General features: G+C 65.7%; 14 protein-coding genes. 8 read left to right on the forward strand and 6 right to left on the reverse strand.

Annotation, left to right across the window (positions count from 1 at the left end):
- Positions 1-22: 22 nt before the first annotated feature.
- Positions 23-805 carry a class I SAM-dependent methyltransferase gene (locus A7D27_RS03510; protein ID WP_069564090.1) on the reverse strand — a complete coding sequence of 261 codons (783 nt, stop codon included), beginning with the start codon at positions 803-805 and terminating at the stop codon, positions 23-25.
- Positions 806-890: 85 nt separating this feature from the next.
- Here A7D27_RS03510 and rsgA point away from each other — a divergent pair, with 85 nt between their 5' ends.
- Positions 891-1922, forward strand: coding sequence for a small ribosomal subunit biogenesis GTPase RsgA (rsgA, locus tag A7D27_RS03515; protein WP_069560610.1), 1032 nt, complete (start codon positions 891-893; stop codon positions 1920-1922).
- Positions 1923-1975: 53 nt separating this feature from the next.
- Here the strand turns inward: rsgA and motB are convergent, their stop codons facing one another.
- Complete coding sequence (gene motB / locus A7D27_RS03520; protein WP_069564091.1) at positions 1976-3034, reverse strand: flagellar motor protein MotB; 1059 nt, start codon at positions 3032-3034, stop codon at positions 1976-1978.
- Between the two features lie 13 nt (positions 3035-3047).
- The gene (motA, locus tag A7D27_RS03525) at positions 3048-3899 is read right to left on the reverse strand and encodes a flagellar motor stator protein MotA (protein ID WP_069560612.1); all 852 of its coding nucleotides are present in this window, start codon (positions 3897-3899) and stop codon (positions 3048-3050) included.
- 120 nt (positions 3900-4019) lie between these two features.
- Between motA and A7D27_RS03530 the strand changes: the two genes are divergently transcribed.
- From A7D27_RS03530 to A7D27_RS03550, 5 genes are all read left to right on the forward strand, one after another.
- The gene (locus A7D27_RS03530; RefSeq protein ID WP_069560613.1) at positions 4020-5543 is read left to right on the forward strand and encodes an HDOD domain-containing protein; all 1524 of its coding nucleotides are present in this window, start codon (positions 4020-4022) and stop codon (positions 5541-5543) included.
- Between the two features lie 46 nt (positions 5544-5589).
- Positions 5590-6405: a thiosulfate sulfurtransferase gene (gene rhdA, locus A7D27_RS03535; RefSeq protein ID WP_069564092.1), complete on the forward strand. Its 816-nt coding sequence runs from the start codon at positions 5590-5592 to the stop codon at positions 6403-6405.
- Between the two features lie 25 nt (positions 6406-6430).
- Positions 6431-7294 (forward strand): archaetidylserine decarboxylase, encoded by an 864-nt coding sequence (gene asd / locus A7D27_RS03540; RefSeq protein WP_069560615.1) that lies wholly within the window; start codon positions 6431-6433, stop codon positions 7292-7294.
- A 193-nt stretch (positions 7295-7487) separates the two neighbouring features.
- The gene (locus A7D27_RS03545; RefSeq protein WP_069560616.1) at positions 7488-9302 is read left to right on the forward strand and encodes a molecular chaperone; all 1815 of its coding nucleotides are present in this window, start codon (positions 7488-7490) and stop codon (positions 9300-9302) included.
- 63 nt (positions 9303-9365) lie between these two features.
- Positions 9366-11435, forward strand: coding sequence for an EAL domain-containing protein (locus A7D27_RS03550; protein ID WP_069564093.1), 2070 nt, complete (start codon positions 9366-9368; stop codon positions 11433-11435).
- 64 nt (positions 11436-11499) lie between these two features.
- On the opposite strand, the gene serB is transcribed toward A7D27_RS03550, so the two are convergent.
- Entirely contained in the window at positions 11500-12714 is a 1215-nt protein-coding gene (serB, locus tag A7D27_RS03555; RefSeq protein WP_069564094.1) for a phosphoserine phosphatase SerB, read from the reverse strand.
- Between the two features lie 133 nt (positions 12715-12847).
- Here serB and A7D27_RS03560 point away from each other — a divergent pair, with 133 nt between their 5' ends.
- A complete protein-coding gene (locus A7D27_RS03560) occupies positions 12848-14374 on the forward strand; it encodes an AhpA/YtjB family protein (RefSeq protein ID WP_069560619.1) in 1527 nt (508 codons plus the stop codon).
- A gap of 23 nt (positions 14375-14397) precedes the next feature.
- A complete protein-coding gene (locus A7D27_RS03565) occupies positions 14398-14946 on the forward strand; it encodes a metal-dependent hydrolase (protein WP_069564095.1) in 549 nt (182 codons plus the stop codon).
- Between the two features lie 73 nt (positions 14947-15019).
- Here A7D27_RS03565 and A7D27_RS03570 read toward each other — a convergent pair whose 3' ends face one another.
- Together A7D27_RS03570 and parC are read right to left on the reverse strand one after the other, a co-directional pair.
- Positions 15020-15736 (reverse strand): membrane integrity-associated transporter subunit PqiC, encoded by a 717-nt coding sequence (locus A7D27_RS03570; RefSeq protein WP_069564096.1) that lies wholly within the window; start codon positions 15734-15736, stop codon positions 15020-15022.
- Between the two features lie 157 nt (positions 15737-15893).
- A complete protein-coding gene (gene parC / locus A7D27_RS03575) occupies positions 15894-18152 on the reverse strand; it encodes a DNA topoisomerase IV subunit A (RefSeq protein WP_069564097.1) in 2259 nt (752 codons plus the stop codon).
- Position 18153 lies beyond the last annotated feature (1 nt).

Consider the following 18153-nt stretch of genomic DNA (forward strand, 5'->3'; position numbering starts at 1 on the left):
GACAGAGCGCAATTCTAGCGGATTACGCACGCCCCATCGGCCAGAAAAGCAGTGCCGTCTGGCGCCCGACCATCACGGGCAGGGAATGCTGCGGCGCCACGCCCGACACCCCGAAAGTGTTGCTGACCAGCCAACTGCCGCCACGCATTTCCCCAACGGCCTTTTCCCACAGACGCGGCATGGGCTCCGGCGAGAGAAAGCAGTAGGCCAGGTCGAACGCCTCCAGGTCAGTGCGCCAGAGGCTCTGGTAACGCACGCTGCAATTGCACAGCGGCAAGCAGCGCAGCCAGGCAAACAGAAACAGCAGTGGCGCGGTCTCCACACCGACAAAGTGCCGCCCCGGGAAGCGCCGCGCCAGGCGTACCAACGGACCACCAGTGCCACAGCCCAGATCGACAAAGCGCAGCACCTGTGGCTGCTCATCCAGCCAGTCCCCCAGCAACTGAACGGCCCGATCACCGCTGAGATAGAGTGGTACACGCTCGAACACGCTGTTCCAGTTCACCAGCGCAACCAGAGCGAAACCGAGCAGGAACAACCAGGGCGGTAGCGCCAGGTGCTGGACCAGCAACAGCGCGGGCAGGAACGCCAGATTGATCCACCCCCACCAGCGAGACAACCCGAGCCATTGGCCAATACCCGCCGCCAGGCCACCCTCCAGCAGCGCCAGCGCCCATAAAGGCAGCCGCTGCCCCAGTAGCCAGGCGAGCGCATACACCAGCACTGCCAGCAGCACGACCGCCGCCCCGTGCGCCATAAGCGCGCGCCCCAACGGCCGGCCGAACAGGCCAAACCCTGTCTTCATCCACCTCTCCCAACCGTGTTCAGCAGCCGCCCATGCTAGACTCGCCGCGCCCAACCCGCACGAAACTCTACCGACCCGGAAGCCCATGGCCAAACGCCACCTCAGCCGCCGTCAAAGCTGGCGCATCGAAAAAATCCAGGAAGAACGCGCCGCCCGCGCTGCCAAGCGCGAATCGCGCCTGGTCGATGAATTGGAAGGCGGCGACCTCGGCCCCGAGCAGACCGGATTGGTCATCGCCCACTTCGGCGTCCAGGTGGAAGTCGAAGCACTGGAAGGCGAACTCGCCGGCCAGGTCGTCCGCTGCCACCTGCGCGCTAACCTGCCCGCCCTGGTAACCGGCGACCGCGTGGTCTGGCGCCCCGGCAACCAGGGCAGCGGCGTGATCGTCGCGCAACTGCCGCGCACCAGCGAGCTGTGCCGACCGGACATGCGCGGCCTGCTCAAACCGGTGGCGGCCAACGTCGACCTGATCGTCATCGTCTTCGCGCCACTGCCCACGCCCCACGCCAACCTGATCGACCGCTATCTGGTGGCCGCTGAACACGCGGGTATCCAACCGCTGCTGCTGCTGAACAAGTGCGACCTGGTGGACGACCAGAACGGTGCAATGCTCGACAGCCTGCTGGAGGCCTATCGGCAACTGGGCTACCCGCTGCTGGAGGTCTCGGCACATGGCGGAGGCGGCATGGATGACCTGCGTGCACGCCTGGATGGCCACACCAGCGTCTTCGTCGGTCAGTCCGGCGTAGGCAAATCGTCCCTGGTGAACAGCCTGCTACCCGGCGTGGATACCCGTGTCGGCGCACTGTCGGAACTCACCGGAAAGGGCACCCACACCACCACCACCGCTCGGCTGTTCCACTTCCCCGGGGGCGGCAACCTGATCGACTCCCCCGGCATCCGCGAGTTCGGTCTCGGCCATGTCAGCCGTGATGACGTGGAAGCTGGCTTCATCGAATTCCGCGACCTGCTTGGCCACTGCCGCTTCCGTGACTGCAAGCACGACCGCGAACCGGGCTGCGCTCTGCTCCAGGCCCTGGAAGAAGGCCGTATTCATCCACAGCGAATGGGCAGCTACCGGCACATCATCGCCAGCCTCCCCGAACCGGATTACTGATGCAGAAAGGCCACGCAATGCGTGGCCTTTCCGGTTTGTGCGGCAAGCCAGGTTCAGGGCTGCTTTTGCGGGTCCATCTTCAGCACCCCATCTTCGAAGATGTTCAGCTTCTGCTGCAGCTCACCAGGCTGCAGCGGCTCCGTTCCGGAAGCCGACTGCCCTCCGGCAGGTGCGATGCCAGGCGCTGATGCCGGAGTATTGGCGGGCGCGCCGTCCTTGCCTTGCTGGGGCTCGTCCTCGATGTCGCGCTGGGCACGCTTGGTCAGGACGATGATGTCGATGCGACGGTTCACCGGGTTGAGCGGATCATCACGGTCGAACAGGGCCGACGAGGCATAGCCCACCACGCGCGCCACCTGATCATCCGGATACCCGCCAGCCACCAGAGTGCGGCGCGCGGCGTTGGCGCGGTTGGCTGACAATTCCCAGTTGCCAAACTCGCCGCTGCCGGCAAATGGCTTGGCGTCGGTATGGCCGCTGACGCTGATCTTGTTCGGCACCGCCTTGATGGTCTCGGCCATGATCAACAGGATGTCTTCGAAGTACGGCTGCAGACGCGCGCTGCCCAGATCGAACATCGGCCGGTTGGCAGCATCCATGATCTGGATGCGCAGGCCATCCTGGGTGATCTCGAAGAGGATCTGATCCTTGAACTTGCGCAGCTCGGGGTTCTCCTCGACCTTGTTCTGCAGCTCCTGCAACAGCAGCTCGAGGCGCTCGCGCTCTACCTGCTCGGCCAGGTTCTGGGCCTGGGTCGGATCGACCTGGCGAGCCTGGATCTCCTCGTTGCTGGAAGAGTCGACGGTCTGTTCCTGGGCGTCAGGGGCATCCTTCAACTCGGGGTTCAAGGTCCGGTCGGGCGCTGGGGTAGGCGTACCGCCCAGATCGATGACGTATGGACTGGCGCTCTCAGTGAAACCGATCGGATCCTGGAAGTAGCCAGAGATCGCTTTCTTCTGCTCAGGCGTCGCCGACGACATAAGCCACATCACCAGGAAGAACGCCATCATCGCTGTGGCAAAGTCGGCAAAGGCGATCTTCCAGGCGCCCCCATGGTGACCGGCTGCGCTCTTCTTGACGCGCTTGACGATGATCGGCTGATTGTTGTCCATGCTCGACCTTCAATCAGCTGCCACGAACAGCCTGCTCGAGCTCGCTGAAGCTCGGGCGGTGCGCCGGGAACAGGACCTTGCGACCGAATTCGACAGCCAGGGAGGGCGGCATCCCCGAGGCGGAAGCCACCAGCGTGGCCTTGATCGCTTCATAGAGGTTCAGTTCCTCCTTGGCGTCATGCTCCAAGGCAGTGGAGAGAGGGCCAAAGAAACCGTAGGACGCCAGGATGCCCAGGAACGTCCCCACCAACGCTGTCGCGACCTTTTCACCGATCTGTGCGTTGGTGGCCTCGGCCAGAATGGACATCGTGATAACGATACCCAGTACGGCAGCCACGATACCCATTGCCGGCAGACCATCCGCGATTTTCGCAACCGCATGAGAAGGGTGTTCCAGTTCCTCCTTCACACTGGCCAGTTCCAGGTCGAACAAGCCCTCTAGTTCATGAGGGGCCATGTTCCCGGACGACATGATCCGCAAGTAATCACAAATGAAGGAGGTCATCCGCGGGTCTTTAAGCACAGTCGGATACTTGCTGAATATCGGACTGGCGTTGGGATCTTCGAGATCTGCCTCGATCGCCATCATCCCCTCACGGCGGCTCTTGTTGAGAATCTCGTAGAGCAACTTTAGGACATCCAAATAGAAACTATGGGTAAAACGCGTACCGAACATGGTCAATGACTTTTTGAAGACCGTCATGAACATGCTTCCCGGGTTGGCCTGCAGAAAGCCACCCAATGCGGCGCCACCAATGATCAGCACTTCAAAGGGGTGGACCAGCGCCATCAGCTTCCCGCCCGACAAAACGAAACCGCCAAAAACGCACGCAAGAACAACAACTATTCCGATAATCTTTGCCATACACGGATTCGTTTATTTAGAGATTGGTAAGGGGGGCTTGAATTGACGCCCCGAAATTGCTGAAGCTTGCTCGCCAGACTATAGCCAGTTAAGGCGAAAAGCCAGTTCGGCTCAAACCCCATGAAGACCTCAAAGCCCGTCCCTACAAGCCTTGAAGGGTGGATCAAGCAACTCGACGGAGTTCGCCTGCCTATCCCTGCCACTAGCCATGAACGGGTACGACGGGCCATGGGAGACAGCCGGCGTTCGCTGCGCGAAATCGCCGACATGATCCAAGACAGCCCCGCCCTCGCACTGAGCCTGATGCGCGAGGCCAATCGCACTGTGACCACCTTGGGTGGCCCGGCAGAAAGCCTGGAAGTTGCACTTACCCGCCTCGGCCTGAAGCGCTCTGAAGAGTTGCTCAACCGCCTGCCTGCCGTGGCCGAGAACGATATCCCGTTGCCCCTCCGCCAGATCCAGTTGATCAGCCTGCATGCATCCCAGCAGGCGAATGGCCTTTTCGCCGCCCGCCTGGCCAGGTTGTGGCAGGAGATCCACTGGAACAGCCTGCTCTTCCTGTCACCGATCTGGCCCTTGCTGGCACTCCATCCCGACCTCCTGGAGTCCTGGGAAAAGCGCGTACTGGTACGCGGCGAGCCTGCCCGCAGAGTCGAGCGCGAACTGCTCGGGGTCCCCCTGCTGCGCCTTTGCCAGGCCCTTGCAGAGCATTGGCGACTGCCAGAGTGGATCACCGACGGTTATCGCCTGCTGAATGCTCAGCAGCGCATGCTGGTCAAGGCCCTGCACATCGCCCGGGACAACGAACACCCCCTGCACCAGCAACACCTGCTGGACGCCGACAACGACCTGCGCCGCTGGCTGACCCAACCCGCCAACACCGTGCTATTGGCCAACGGACTGGCGATCTCCGCGCACAACTCATGGACCTGCGACCACAGCCTGCGCTGGCAGCGCCTGACCGGACTCTACATGCAGCTGCCGCTGGGCGACGTGCAGCAACTCGTTCACCAACAAGCAGCCGAAAGCGCACGCCACCACGCCACGCCCGATCTCTGGCACCCGGCACAGGCTTTGATCTGGCCGTGGGGAACCAGCCGCTGGCCAGTGGAGGTAGCCAAGCCCGCGCCGCCGCCACCGGCAGCCCTGCAGGAATGGCGCACGCTGTGCACCCAGTTGCTTCAAGAACCAACGCCCTTCGCCAACATCGTCCAGCTCACTGCCTGCGCCCGCGATGCGCTTGCCGCCTGCGGCATGCGTCGCAGCCTGCTGTTACTGGCGGACAAGACCCAGACCCGCCTGATGGTCCAGCAGAGTGACGGACTGCCCAAGGAGGCCGTCAGCCTTCAACTGGCCCCATCTCAGAGCCAGGTTCTCAAACGCCTCCTCGCTCAACCGGGCCAGCTTCGCCTGAGCCCAGAGAACGCGGCCCAGTACTCCGCTTTTATCCCTGGCAACCTCAAAGCGCTTTTCCCCGCCGACCACCTGCTGCTGCGCTCCGTGGCAGCCAATGGGCGGGTCGTCCTGCTGGTGATCGCCGACCAGGGCGGGCAGCCGTTCTCCGACATCGGCCTGCAGGCCTTCGGAAAGACCATGCAATGCATCGAGCGCGCCCTGCATGGCTTCGCCAGTCGCGGACGCTGACCTTTCCGCTACAATCTCCCGCTTTCCGCCCCTAACGGAGCCCGACATGCCCGCCTTTGCCGGCCTGCCACTGGTCATCGAACCCGCCGACCTGGCCGCACGCCTGGATGCCCCCGAGCTGATTCTGGTCGACCTCACCAGCGCTGCCCGCTATGCCGAGGGGCACATCCCGGGTGCCCGTTTCGTCGACCCCAAACGCACCCAGTGGGGCCAGCCACCTGCGCCCGGACTGCTGCCGGCCAAGGCTGACCTCGAGGCGCTGTTCGGCGAACTGGGCCATCGCCCCGGCGCGGTCTACGTGGTCTACGACGACGAAGGCGGCGGCTGGGCCGGACGCTTCATCTGGCTGCTGGACGTGATCGGCCACCCACGCTACCACTACGTCGACGGCGGCCTGCACGCCTGGCTAGCCGACGACCAAGCCACTTCCACCGATACTCCAAAGCACGCCGGCGGCCCGCTGCCCCTGGTGCTGAACGACGCCCCGACCGCTACCCGCGAATACCTGCAGAGCCGCCTCGGCGCAGCCGATCTGGCGATCTGGGATGCCCGCAACCCCGCCGAGTACACCGGCACCAAAGTGCTGGCTGCCAAGGGCGGGCACATCCCCGGCGCGGTCAACTTCGAATGGACTGCCGGCATGGACCCGTCACGCGCGCTGCGCATTCGCCACGACATGCCTGAAATCCTCAACCGGCTGGGGATCACGCCCGACAAGGAAGTGATCACCCACTGCCAGACTCACCACCGCTCCGGCTTCACCTACCTGGTGGCCAAGGCGCTCGGCTACCCTCGCGTAAAGGGTTACGCCGGCTCCTGGTCGGAGTGGGGCAACCACCCGGACACGCCCGTCGAGGCCTGAGGCCCCGGAACCGCAAGGAAATCCCATGAAAGAACGCCTGTTCATCATCAGCCAGCACCTGCTCCCCCATCACCTGCTCTCACGCCTGGCCGGATGCGTGGCCGAATGCCGCATTCGCTGGTTCAAGAACGCCTTCACCGCCTGGTTCGCCCGCCGCTACCAGGTGAACATGAGCGAAGCGCTGGTAGAGGACCTCACCGCCTACGAACACTTCAACGCCTTCTTCACCCGCGCCCTCAAGGAGGGTGCTCGTCCGCTGGATAGCACCCCAGGCGCGATTCTCTGCCCCGCCGACGGTGCCGTCAGCCAGCTCGGTCCGATCGAGCACGGCCGTATCTTCCAGGCCAAGGGCCACAGCTTCAGCGTGCTGGAACTGCTGGGCGGTGACGCCGAGCGTGCAGCGCCCTTCATGGGTGGCGATTTCGCCACCATTTATCTGTCGCCCCGCGACTACCACCGCGTGCATGCCCCGCTAGGCGGCACCCTGCGCGAGATGGTCTACGTACCAGGACGCCTGTTCTCCGTGAACCAGTGCACCGCCGAGAACGTGCCGGAACTGTTCGCACGCAACGAGCGCGTGGTCTGCCTGTTCGACACCGAGCGCGGCCCGATGGCTGTGGTACTGGTGGGTGCGATGATCGTCGCCTCCATCGAAACCGTCTGGGCCGGCCTGGTGACGCCACCCAAGCGCGAGTTGAAGACCTTCCGCTACGACGAAGCCGCGCGAGCGCCGATCAGCCTGGAAAAGGGCGCCGAACTGGGCCGCTTCAAGCTCGGCTCCACCGCCATTGTGCTCTTCGGCCCCGAGCAGATTCGCTGGGCCGAGGGCCTGGCCGCCGGCAGCGCGGTCAGCATGGGCCAGCTCCTGGCACTGCCAAAGGAAGCCTGACCGCCAGGCCCTGGGACGTTGAACGCAGGGCCGCCCGACCCGGTCCAACGTCCCACACGCCTGCTCGACCACGCCTGTCCGCGCGATACCGCCACCGGCCTCTCGTTAGGCTGCGGCGGCACGATGATGCTGCTAGAGTGCGAAAGAACGTTCTCACACGCCTGGCCCGTTGCTGTTGGAGTACCCGAGTTACATGGACAAGCAGAGTCCCCACCTGTTATTGCGTGTTCCGACTCCGAGCAAGCAGAGCCTGTCCCTCTGTGAAGCCACGCCCCGCGATATCAAACGCTGGATCTCCCTGCTGCCCAAGGCCAACATCGGCGAGACCGCCCGCCAGCTCTACCAGGCGCTGGTGGAGCTGAACCAGCTCATCACCCCCAGCGACAACCGCCTGCACCTGCTGGAGCTGATCCGCCCTGAGGTGTACTTCGTCTGCCAGCACCTCGAACGCCACTTCCTCAACCAGGCCATCGTCCTCGACGAACGCCCGCGCAAGGTGGCCAACCTGTGCCAGGCCCTGCAAAACCATTTGGCCATCGGCTACAAGCAGATCGTCGTGCAGGAAGCCCAGCGCCAGGCCCGTGACGGCCAGCAACTGCTGACCATCGCGCTGCAGCGCGCCATGCATAGCCTCAACTCCGCCCTCATCCGCGCCAGCCAACTCTACTGCCCGGTTCCGGAGGGCCTGTGGCTGGAGCTGCACCAGCTCTACCAGTTGGCCACCAGCCGGCAAGCCCACCGTGTCGTCGTGCGCGACGACCTGGCCCGTCACACCGAAGGCCTGAGCGTCGAGCAGACCTACCTGGTCGCTCTGCTGCTGGGCTGCGCCCGCTGCAACCAGATGCGCCAGAACAACATCGCCCGGCTCGCCGAAGTGCTGGAGCCCTGGAGCGCACTGGTACGCCTGCAAGGCGCCGAGCTGGTCTCCAGCCTGTTCGCCGTCGCACCGCAGGTCGACGGCCCGCCCCGCTACAAATCGCTGTTCCAGGCCAGCGAAATGGCTGGTCTGCTGGGCATCGACCCGCTGCCGCTGGTGGACGCCATCAAGCACTACCTCACTCTGGCCACCGAGGAGCGTGCCCAAGCGCGCTTGCTGGTACCGGAAGGCATCAGCCTCGACCTCCTGCAGCACCTCGGCTCCGCCTGGGGCGACATCTCCGAGCGCACCTTCCAGCGCACCCCCGGGCGCGGCGCACTCACCCTCTGCATCGGCATGAGCGCCCTGCACTTCTTCCTCTCCGGCAAGCAGCCGTTCGGCGCGATCCTGAAGATCAAGGAAGCCGGCCAGGCAGTTTTCAAGCCGATCAACAAGGACGAAGGCGACGTCTGGAGCACCGCCTTCGACGCCCAGCCACAAAACTGGGACGAAGGCCTGCCCTACGAGGAAATCCAGTACAGCAAACCGGTCACTCCAGGCGACACCAGTGCCCAACCGGAGCCCTCGGCCAGCGGCGAGGACTACCCGACCTTCGAACTGGCCATCGTCAACCACAGCCCCGGTGGCTACTGCCTCAGCTGGCCCAAGGAAGTCCCCAGCCAGCTCCAGGCCGGCGAACTGCTTGGCGTGCAGGACGCCCCCAGCCAGGGCTGGAGCGTCGCCGTGGTGCGCTGGATCCGCCAGGTACGCGGCGGCGGCACCCAGATGGGCATCGAACTGATCGCCCCCCATGCCCAGCCGTGCGGCCTGCAGCTGCTGCGCAAGGCCGACCAGCACAGCCAGTATCTGCGCGCGCTGCTGCTTCCGGAAATCTCGGCCATCTCCCGCCCGGCGACTCTCATCACGCCACGCCTCCCCTTCCAGGAGGGCAACAAGGTGCAGATCAACATTCACGGCGACGAACGCCGTGCCGTCCTCACCAGCCGGCAGACCTCGACGGGCAGCTTCAGCCAGTTCGAATACCGTCCGTTCGAGCAGGCGACGGAGCAGCACGGGAAGCCTGTCACAGCTTCGGGAGAGCGCGGATCGGGTGGGGACGAAGACTTTGACTCGCTCTGGAAGTCGCTGTAGATTCCCCAGCCACTCCCATTTGTCGCCATTTAGCGCCCGTTCGGCGCGGTCTAAGCACACGCCATGGCAATCGAGAAGAAAACCATCCGTCTGCTGATCCTGGAAGACTCGCAGAACGAAGCCGAGCGCCTGGTCAGCCTTTTTCGCAACGCAGGACGTGCCACCCGCGTCCATCGCCTGGTGTCCAGCGAAGACCTCGCTGAAGCACTCCAGCAAACCTGGGACCTGCTCATCGCAGCCCCAGAGAGCGAGAATCTCTCCCCCGGCGAAGCGCTCGGCGCTATCCGCCGCCAGTCCAAGGACATCCCCTTCATCCAACTGGTGAAGGACAACGACCCTGACCTCGTCACCGAAGCCCTGGCCCTCGGCGCTCAGGATGCGGTGCCCCAGGGCGAGGACGAACGCCTGGTGCTGGTGGCCAATCGCGAACTGGCCAACCTCGAGGAACGCCGCGCCCGTCGCGCCGCCGAAGTGAGCCTGCGCGAAGCCGAGAAACGCTGCCAGTTACTGCTGGACAGCTCCGTGGACGCCATCACCTACGTCCACGACGGCATGCACATCTACGCCAACCGCGCCTACGTCGAGATGTTCGGCTATGAAGATGCCGACGAACTCGAAGGCATGCCGATGATCGACCTGATCCGCGGCGACGACCAGGCTGCGTTCAAAGACTTCCTCAAGAACTACCGAGACGGCGAAGGCCAAAGCGAACTCACCTGCTCCGGCTGCAAGGTCGACGGACAGGCGTTCCAGGCCCGCATGAGCTTCTCCCCCGCCACCTACGATGGAGAACCCTGCATCCAGGTGGTGATCCGTGCCGAAGTGGCCAGCGCCGAGCTGGAAGAAAAACTGCGCGAGATCAGCAGCCAGGATCTGGTCACCGGCCTGTTCAACCGCAACCACTTCACCGAGCTGATGGATGCCGCCACTGAACGCGCGGTCAACGCTGGGCAGCCCGCGAGCCTTGCCTACATCCGCGTTGATCGCTATTCCGCCCTGCAGGCCGACATCGGCATCGGCGGCAGCGACCTGGTGCTGACCGACCTGGCCAACCTGCTCCGCACCCACTTCCCCGCCGAGGCGCAGCTCGCCCGCTTCAGCGACGACGTCTTCAGCGTGCTGCAACCCGGCCTCAGCCCGGAGCAGGCCCGCGACGGCCTCCAGGCCCTGCGCAAGAAAGTCGAAGGTCACCTGTTCGACGTCAGCGGCCGCACTGCCCAGTTGACCCTGTCCATCGGTGTTGCCGGTCTCAACGAGACCACACCACGGGCAGAAGAAGTCATCGACCGCGCCCATCGCTGTGCCGACGAAATCACCGACGGCAACGACGTCCGCCTGTATGACCCCGCCAGCGAGCTGGCCGCTGCCGCCAACCGCGGCAACCTGGTGGCCATGGTCCAGCAGGCACTGGAAACCAACAGCTTCCGCCTGCTGTTCCAGCCCATCATCAGCCTGCGCGGCGACAGCCACGAACACTATGAAGTCCTCCTCCGCCTCCTCAGCCCCCAGGGCGAGGAAGTGCCTCCTGTGGAGTTCCTGGGCGCCGCGCGCGAAGCCGGACTGGCCGAGAAGATCGACCGCTGGGTGATCCTCAACTCGGTCAAGTTGCTCTCCGAACACCGTGCCAAGGGCCACAGCACCCGCCTCTTCGTGCACCTGTCCGGCTCCAGCCTGCAGGACCAGACCTTGCTGCCCTGGCTGAGCGTCGCCCTCAAGGCCGCACGCCTGCCTTCCGACGCGTTGATCTTCCAGATCGGCGAGCCCGACGCCATCGCCTATCTGAAGCAGGCCAAAGCACTCACCCAGGGTCTGACGGAACTGCACTGCAAAGTGGCACTGAGCCAGTTCGGCTGCGCGCTGAACCCCTTCAACACCCTCAAGCACCTGAACATCGACTTCGTGAAGGTCGACGGCTCCTTCACCCAGGATCTGGGCAAGGCCGAGAACCAGGAAGCCCTGAAAACCCTGCTAGCGAGCCTGCACGCCCAGGCCAAGCTGACCGTCGTGCCCTTCGTCGAGAGCGCCAGCGTGCTGGCCACCCTCTGGCAGGCTGGGGTCAACTACATTCAGGGCTACTACCTGCAGGGTCCCAGCCAATCGATGGACTACGACTTCTCCTCCGGAGACGAGTGAGCCCCTTCAGCCGCACACGAAAAAGCCGCCCGAGGGCGGCTTTTTCGTAGCCGGTTGGCCAGGCTCAGTCCTGGCCGTCGCGGTCGCGGAACCCCAGCAGGTAGAGGATGCCGTCCAGCCCCAGGGTGGAGATCGCCTGCTTGGCGGACTGCTTGACCAGCGGCTTGGCACGGAAAGCCACGCCCAGACCGGCCAGGCCCAGCATCGGCAGGTCGTTGGCGCCGTCGCCCACGGCGATGGTCTGCTCCAGGCGCAACCCCTCGCGCTCGGCCAGTTCACGCAGCAGATCAGCCTTGCGCTGGGCATCGACGATGGGTTCCACCGCCACGCCGGTCAGCTTGCCGTCGACGATCTGCAGCTCGTTGGCAAACACGTAATCAATGCCCAGCTTGGCCTGCAGCTGCTTGGCGAAATAGGTGAAGCCCCCGGAAAGGATCGCCGTCTTGTAGCCCAGACGCTTGAGCTCGGCGAACAGCGTCTCGGCACCCTCGGTCAGGCGCAGGGAAGCACCGATTTCCTGCAGCACGTCCTCGGAAAGCCCCTTGAGCAGCCCCAGGCGCTCCTTGAAGCTGGCACGGAAATCCAGCTCGCCGCGCATCGCACGCTCGGTGATCTCAGCCACCTGATCGCCCACCCCGGCCGCCTTGGCCAGTTCGTCGATGACCTCGGCCTCGATCAGCGTCGAGTCCATGTCGAACACGGCCAGGCGGCGGTTGCGGCGGAACACCGAATCGCGCTGGAAGGCGATGTCGACGTTCAGCTCCTGGGCCACGCTGAGAAACTCGGCCCGCAGCTCTGCCGGGTCGGCCGGCTCACCGCGCACGGAGAACTCGATGCAGCCCTTGCCCTGGCTGTCGGGCATGTCCAGCGGCATGCGCCCTGAGAGGCGGTCGATGTGATCGATGTTCAGTCCGTACTTCGCGGTGATGGCACTCACCCGCTGCAACTGCTCGGCGGTGACCTTGCGGGTCAGCAGGGTAACGATGTGGCGGGCCTTGCCCTGGCCGCCCACCCAGGTCTGGTAGTCGGTTTCCGACACCGGCGTGAAGCGCACCTGCTGGTCCAGCTTGTAAGCGGTGAACAGTACATCCTTCAACACCGACGAAGCCTGCTCGGTATCGGGGATCTCCACCAGGATGCCGAACGACAGGGTGTCGTGGATGACGGCCTGGCCGATGTCGAGGATGTTGACGCCGCCCTGCGCCAGGACCCCGGTGATCGCCGCGGTCAGACCAGGCCGATCCTCACCGGTGATGTTGATCAGGACTATTTCGCGCAAGGCGCACCTCCTGCAGTGGAAAAGGCGCACATTCTACCCACTTTCCCGGCCCGGCGAGCATGCCGGCGGCTTTGCCCTGCGGGGGGCGCTCGCTATACTGCGCGCCAATTCCGTCCGAGAAGAGCCGAGCTCTGTGAACCGGCCCACGTCCGTCAAACCCGACAACTTCTTCCTGCTGATCTTCAACGCCCTGCGCCAGCGCCGTGTGCCGATCGCCTTGCGTATCGCCAGCCACAGCCTGCTCCTGGTAGCCCTGGCGCTGGTGATCTACGCCTGGGTGATGGGCATGCAGTTCCGCCAGGCCATGCAGCAGCAGGCCGACGCTCTCGGCCAGAGTCTCACCGCGCAGACCGCTGCCTCTGCCACCGAGCTGCTGGTGTCCAACGACATCCTCAGCCTCAACGTCCTGCTCAACAATCTGGTGAAGAACCCGCTGGTGGCCCACGCCGCCATCTACAGCGTGGACAACCGCATCCTCGCCGAGGCCGGCTCCCGGCCCAAACAGAGCCTGCTGGGAGAGACCACCGGGCTGTACTCCACCCCCATCACCTTCCAGGAAGTCATCGCCGGGCACCTGCGCCTGAGCCTGGACATGCAACAGTTCCAGCAGCCGATGACCATCAGCCTGCAGAGCATGGGCCTGTTGAGCCTCATCCTGCTGGCCCTGACGCTGTCCCTCAGCCTGCGCCTGGGTCGCCACCTGTCCACGCCGCTGCTGCAACTGCGGGTGTGGCTGCGTGACCCGGACGATCCCGCTCCCGGCGCCGGCCGTCAGGACGAGCTGGGCGACCTCGCCCGCCAGCTCCAGGCCCGCCTGGTACCGGAGAAGCCCGAGCCGGAACCCGAGCCCGAACCGGACTACCCGGAAATCGAAGACGAAGACCTCCAGCCCGAGCCGGGCCTGGAAAACGAAGAAGACGGCTTCGAGGTCCGCGATCTGAGCGACACCCGCTACGACGTGGAGGACGAGCTGCCCAGCCGCCTGTTCACCCCGGACGATGACGACCCCTTCGCCGAGCTGCGTCCGGCGGAAGAGCCGTCTCGCGCACCGGCCGTCGAGCCGTCAGCGCCAGTGCAACCCAGCGTGCCCCAGCGCAGCGCCGTGCTCGCCGTGCAACTGGGCGCCCAGGACCAACTGCGCCGCCTGCCGCGCTCGCGCCTGCTGGACCTGCTGCAACGCTACCGCGACTGCCTCGACCAGGCTGCCACCCTCTACCAGGGCGAGCTGCACACCCTCAACGACGGCAGCAGCCTGATGCTGTTCCACAGCCTCGACAGCGGCGAGGACCACCTCACCCATGCGCTGTGCTGCGGCGAGCTGCTGCGTGCCCTGGGCCACGCCCTGCAGATCGAGGTGGCCGACAGCGGCATCACCCTCCAACTGCAGTTGGGCCTGACCCTTGGCAACAGCCTGGCCGGCATGAGCCAGGGCGACCTGCTGCTGGACGACGTGACCCAGGCCGCTCTCGCCCTCAGCCAGCACAGCCGCAACCTGCTGCTGGTGGACCGCGCCATCGCCGATGACCCACTGGTGCGCCAGCGTGCGCGCGTGCGTGCCATCGCCAGCCCCGAAGGCGCCTGCTGCGTCGAGCGCCTGCTGGAACCCTATCCCTCGCTGCTGGAACGCCAGCTGGCGCGCATGCACGAAGCCCGGCACTGAGCCGGGCGCCACGGAACGGCAACATGACCACACTGATCACCCATCCCCTGCCTGTGCTGGCCGTGGGCATCGCCCTCGGCAGCCGTGTCATTCCCCCGCGCCTGCTACTGGCCGGCCTCGTTGCCGCGTGCCTGCCGGACGCCGACGTGCTCGCCTTCAAGCTGGGCATCGCCTATGCCGATGCCTTCGGCCACCGGGGGTTCAGCCACTCGCTGCTGTTCGCCGCGCTCTGTGCCGTAGTGGCCGCCCTGCTCTGTCGCCCGCTGCGCTGCGGACCGCTGAGAGCGGGCCTGTTCGTCGGCCTGGCGGCCCTCAGCCACAGCGCCCTGGACGCGCTCACCAACGGCGGCCTGGGTGTCGCCTGGTTCTGGCCGTGGAGCCAGGAGCGCCACTTCCTGCCCTGGCGCCCCATCGAGGTATCGCCCTTCATCAAGGGCTTCTTCAGCGCCCGCGGCCTGGCCGTGCTGGCTTCGGAAGCCCGCTGGGTCTGGCTGCCCTGCCTGGCCGTCGCGCTGTCCGGCTTCACCCTGCGCCATCTGCTGCTGCGCTCGCCGCAACGCGACCACGCCTGAACGCCTGGCTGAAATGAAAAACGCCGCGCTCCCTTGGGATGCGCGGCGTTTTCACAGGTGGAACAGCACACCGCTAGAAGCGGAACACTTCCACATCGGTACGCACCGGAGCCGCCATCGGGATTTTCGGCTGAGCCGGCTCCCGGCTGTTGCGTGCGGGGGCGGGGCTGGGCTTGCGCGTCTCCCCGGCAGCCGGCGCGGAGGCCTGGCCCTCCAGGGGTTTCACGGCACCCGCCAACTGCTCGGCGAGTTGCTGCAGCAACTGGCTCTGGGCGCGAACCTGATCGCCTGCCGAACCATCATGGGGGTGCTCCAGGCGCACCAGTCGGCTGTCACGCAACTGGCCGCCCTTGTCCAGCACACGCCATTGGGCTTCCAGCACCGCCGGGCGCTGGGGGCCGGAATCCAGACGGTTGATGCTCAGCAGCACCTGAGCCTCCGGGGTGAATCCCGGATTGGCAGGCGCCAGCACCAGGCGCTGGCTGTCGAGGCGCCAGGCCAATTGCCGCAGCAGGAGCTGGTCGATGTCGCCGGCCAGGCTACCGGCCCAGCGCCCTTCGGTGGAGGCGGTCAGGCTGCCGTCGGGCTGGCGTTGCAGGAGGGTTTCGCGCTGGAGATAGTCCGCCACGGAAACCGGGCCCAGCAACACGGCCATGCCGGCGGTCTGGGACGGCAGCTCGGAACTGCCGGTCTCCAGTTGGTAAAGCGGCGCGGGTGGGGCGTGGACGCAACCCACCAGCCCCAGGAGGCTGGCCAGCAGCGCCAGGAGTGGAAGTCGTACGACGTTCATCTGTCTGCTCTTCCGGGCCGCTTGTGGCGGCCCTGTTCCAATTCATCTCGGGACGCCCGCCATGGCGGGGCCGTCAGGGGGCACTATCATCCGCCAATGCGGCGGACGACTCCAGCTTCGCGCGTCGAATGGCAGGCGCCAGGGCGCCGCCGGGCGGTCAGCCCGGCAGTTCCACCTGCAATGCATCGACCCGCTGGAAGCCACGGGGCAGCTTGTTGCCACGCCGCCCACGCTCACCCTTGTAGTGCTCCAGGTCGTCGGCCTTGAGCGACAGCGTGCGTTTGCCAGCCTGCAGCACCAGGGTGGCGCCGGCGGGCAGCACGGCCAGGTCGGCCAGGTACTCCTCGCGACTGGCGACCCGCTCGCCGGGAATGCCGATGATCTTGTTGCCCTTGCCCTTGGCCAGCTGCGGCAGGTCCGCGACCCTGAACAGCAGCAGGCGCCCTTCGGTGGTCACGGCGGCAAGGCAGTCCTCTTCCAGACTGCCGAGGGGACGCGGCGCCATCACCCGCGAACCTTCTGGCAGGCTGACCAGCGCCTTGCCGGCCTTGTTCTTGGCCTGCAGGTCGGCACCCTTGACCACGAAGCCGTAGCCCGCGTCCGAAGCGATCACGTAGAGCGCATCGTCGTCCGGCAGCAGCACGCATTCGAAGGTGGCCCCCGGCGGCGGCGTCAGGCGGCCGGTGAGCGGCTCGCCCTGGCCACGGGCGGACGGCAGCGAATGGGCCGCCAGGGAGTAGCTGCGGCCGGTGGAGTCGATGAACACCGCGAACTGGTTGGAGCGGCCCGGCGCAGAGGCTTTGAAGCCGTCGCCCGCCTTGTAGGAAAGCCCGGTGGCGTCGATGTCGTGGCCCTTGGCGCAGCGCACCCAGCCCTTCTCCGAGAGCACCACGGTGACCGGCTCGGTGGGCATCAGCTCAGTTTCCGACAGGGCGCGGGCTTCGGCGCGGGCGACGATCGGCGAGCGACGCGCATCGCCATAGGTCTCGGCGTCCTTGATCAGCTCCTCACGCACCAGCTTCTTCAGCTTGGCGTCGCTGCCCAGCAGGGCCAGCAGCTTCTTCTGTTCCTTCAGCAGCTCGTCCTGCTCGCCACGGATCTTCATCTCTTCCAGGCGGGCCAGTTGGCGCAGGCGGGTGTCGAGGATGTAATCGGCCTGGGCTTCGCTGAGCTGGAAGCGCTCCATCAGCACCGGCTTGGGCTGGTCCTCGGTGCGGATGATGTGGATCACCTCGTCGAGGTTGAGGAAGGCGATCAGCAAGCCATCCAACAGGTGCAGGCGCTTCTCCACCTTGTCCAGGCGGAACTGCAGGCGGCGGCGCACGGTGCCGACGCGGTAGGTCAGCCACTCGGTGAGCAGGGTGCGCAGGTCCTTGACCTGGGGACGCCCGTCGAGGCCGATGACGTTCATGTTGACCCGGTAGCTGGACTCCAGGTCGGTGGTGGCGAACAGGTGCTGCATCAGCTCGTCGGCGTCCACGCGGTTGGAGCGCGGGATGATGACGATGCGCGTGGGGTTCTCATGGTCCGACTCGTCGCGCAGGTCGGCCACCATGGGCAGCTTCTTGGCCTGCATCTGCGCGGCGATCTGCTCCAGCACCTTGGCACCGGAAACCTGGTGGGGCAGCGCGGTGACGACGATGTCGCCGTCCTCGACGCGGTACACGGCGCGCATGCGCACCGAGCCACGGCCCGTTTCGTAGATCTTCAGCAGGTCGGCACGCAGGGTGATGACCTCCGCCTCGGTGGGGAAGTCCGGGCCGAGCACGTGTTCGCAGAGCTGCTCGACCGTGGCCGAGGGCTCGTCCAGCAGGTGCACGCAGGCACTGGCCACTTCCCGCAGGTTGTGCGGCGGCACGTCGGTGGCCATGCCCACGGCGATACCGGTGGTGCCGTTGAGCAGCAGGTTGGGCAGGCGCGCCGGCAGGGTCAGGGGCTCCTGCATCGTGCCGTCGAAGTTGGGGCCCCAGTCCACGGTGCCCTGGCCCAGCTCGGAGAGCAGCACCTCGGCATAGCGGGACAGCCGCGCTTCGGTGTAGCGCATGGCGGCGAAGGACTTGGGATCGTCCGGCGCACCCCAGTTACCCTGGCCGTCCACCAGCGTGTAGCGGTAGCTGAAGGGCTGGGCCATCAGCACCATGGCCTCGTAGCAGGCGGAGTCGCCGTGGGGGTGGTACTTGCCGAGCACGTCGCCGACGGTACGGGCGGACTTCTTGTGCTTGGAATCGGCATCCAGGCCCAGCTCGCTCATGGCGTAGATGATGCGCCGCTGCACGGGCTTCAGGCCGTCGCCGATGTGTGGCAGGGCGCGGTCCATGATCACGTACATGGAGTAGTTCAGGTAGGCCTGCTCGGTGAACTCGGCCAGGGACCGGCGTTCCACGCCTTCCAGGGAGAGATCGAGGGATTCGCTCATG

The organism is Pseudomonas sp. 1D4 (assembly GCF_001728925.1).
Taxonomy (GTDB): Bacteria; Pseudomonadota; Gammaproteobacteria; order Pseudomonadales; family Pseudomonadaceae; genus Metapseudomonas; species Metapseudomonas otitidis.